2 protein-coding genes and 1 pseudogene are annotated in these 2,086 nt (G+C 68.6%); 2 read left to right on the forward strand and 1 reads right to left on the reverse strand.

Annotation, left to right across the window (positions count from 1 at the left end; translation table 11 throughout):
* On the forward strand, window positions 1-287 hold a 287-nt coding region (locus AB1460_RS37065), incomplete at its 5' end, for a plasmid pRiA4b ORF-3 family protein (RefSeq protein ID WP_368967204.1).
* Window positions 288-329: 42 nt separating this feature from the next.
* On the opposite strand, the pseudogene AB1460_RS37070 reads toward AB1460_RS37065, so the two are convergent.
* Window positions 330-1,192, reverse strand: a pseudogene (locus AB1460_RS37070) (IS3 family transposase); the annotation flags it as partial.
* Between the two features lie 269 nt (window positions 1,193-1,461).
* Between AB1460_RS37070 and AB1460_RS37075 the strand changes: the two are divergent.
* On the forward strand, window positions 1,462-1,743 hold the full coding sequence (locus AB1460_RS37075; RefSeq protein WP_368967206.1) for a WhiB family transcriptional regulator: 282 nt from the start codon (window positions 1,462-1,464) through the stop codon (window positions 1,741-1,743).
* Window positions 1,744-2,086: the final 343 nt, after the last annotated feature.

Here is a 2,086-nt window from a genome sequence, read left to right on the forward strand (position 1 = left end):
CCTACGACTTCGGCGACGACTGGGATCACGAGATCGTCCTGGAAAAGATCCTCGAGCCCGACCCGTCGGTCCGCTATCCGCGCTGCACCGGCGGGCGCCGCGCGGCCCCGCCGGAGGACTGCGGCGGCATCTGGGGCTACGAGGCGCTCCTGGAGATCCTCGGCGACCCCAGCCATCCCGAGCACGACGAGCGGCTGGAATGGCTGGGCCTCGGCAGCGCGGCCGACCTCGACCCCACCGCGTTCGACCCTCAGGGGGTGACAGCCGCGCTGTCCCGGCTCCGCTGACGGCGGCGCGACGGCTCGTCTGACAGAAGACCGTCACCGAAAGAGGACTGACGTCAGATGCCGTTCGGAGACGATCAACAGCCTGTCGGTGCATTCCCGGCGGGCGGTGCCGACCCAGCGTTCCGCGACCGCGTTCGCCTGCGGCGACTGCGGTGATGTGCGCACCACATCGATACCGGCCCCGGCGAAGACAGCGTCGAAGGAAGCCGTGCATGTCGTGTCGCGGTCACGGAGGAGGAACCGGAACCGGTGGCCACGTTCGTCGAGATCCATCAGCAGGTTCCGCGCCTGCTGGGTGACCCGCGCCGCGGTCGGATGCTTCGTGACCCCGAGGACGTGAACACGGCGGGTGGCGTGCTCGACGACGAAGAACACGTAGATCCGTTGCAGGAACACGGTGTCCACGGTGGAGAAGTCGCAGGCCAGCAGGCCGGAGGCCTGCGCGGACAGGAACGTGCGCCAGGAGGTGTCGGCTTGCCGGGGTGCGGGGTCGATGCCGGCGCGGTGCAGGATCCGCCAGACGGTGGCGACCCCGACTGGGTAGCCCAGTCCGACGAGCTCGTCGTGGATCCGGCGGTGGCCCCAGGTCGGGTTCTCCTGCGCGAGGCGCAGGACCAGCTCGCGGATCTCCCGGCGGATCGGCACCGACACCGTCCGGGTGTCTTGCGCGGATAGGTCCGTTTTCGTGCGAGGAGGTCACGGTGCCACCGCAACACGGTGGCCGGGGTGACGACGAACGAACCCCGGCGGGCCCGGGGCAGGAGCCTGGACAGGGCTGCGAGGATCACCCGATTCGCCGGTTCCAGCGTCGGACGGTTCACCTGCCGGCGTAACACCGCCACCTGATGTCGCAGGACGAGGAGCTCCACGTCCTTCGCGGTGTCCCCACGCATCCGGAGCAACATCAGCCCGAGAGTGTTGCGTGTCAGGGCGTAGAGCAGCGATCACACCATCACCATCCAGCCTGCCCGACACAGGCCCAGTCCGGCAGGCAAACGGGCAGGTCACCGCCCAAATCGGGGTTCTGGAGCCCCACACGCTGCAGACACCACGCCGGTCGTGCCACGGTTCCTCGGGCAGTGAGGCAGGCGAGGCTTCCGGTTCGCCGAGGCAGGTTTGGGCTGCAGCTGCGGGGCATACCGATCGAAAAAATCCCTGATGGGGGAGGTCCGTCATGGCACATGTTTCCGCTCAGGCCTGTCGCCGGTGGTCGTCGGCTGCGAGCGTTCCGCCTCTGTCCTCGCGGAGATCCCTGGATGCCTCCGGCCCTTCTTTCGCCGGCCTCTTCTTCGGTTTCCCCGGCGTCTGCGCCGTCCTGTCCGACTGTCGACGCGACGCCGTTCGAGCGGGCGAACGTTCCGGGGTCCGGGGCGGACTGGCAGACAGCGAACGACGGCGCGTGGGGTCGGGTTACGGGGGCCAGTATGCCGGGGCGGATCGAGATGACGGGGTCTAGTACTCGGGCGAAATCCTCAGCCTCATGTGTGCGCTTCCTGCGGCGTAATCGCACCTACGGCTGCCTGCTGGGGCTGTCCGCCGCGTTCATCGGCAGCGGAGCAGTACTTGCTTTCGCGTTCGGGCGAGGCTGGGCAGGCGGAGTGGTGGTGGGCGCGGCAGTGCTGCCGCTCGTGGTGACCAGGCTGGTCCCGCTGCGGCGTCGGTATTGTCTCAGGGGGTCTGTTGCGTCGACGAAGTCCGCTGCCTCGACGACCTCTACCAGGCATGATCGAGTCATGCGTCGACGTCGTGTCCGGCCACCGGCTCCGACATCAGAGTTCGCCGGGTTCCGGTTCCCACCC

This window comes from Parafrankia sp. FMc2 (genome assembly GCF_041008525.1).
In the GTDB taxonomy this organism is placed as follows: domain Bacteria; phylum Actinomycetota; class Actinomycetes; order Frankiales; family Frankiaceae; genus Parafrankia.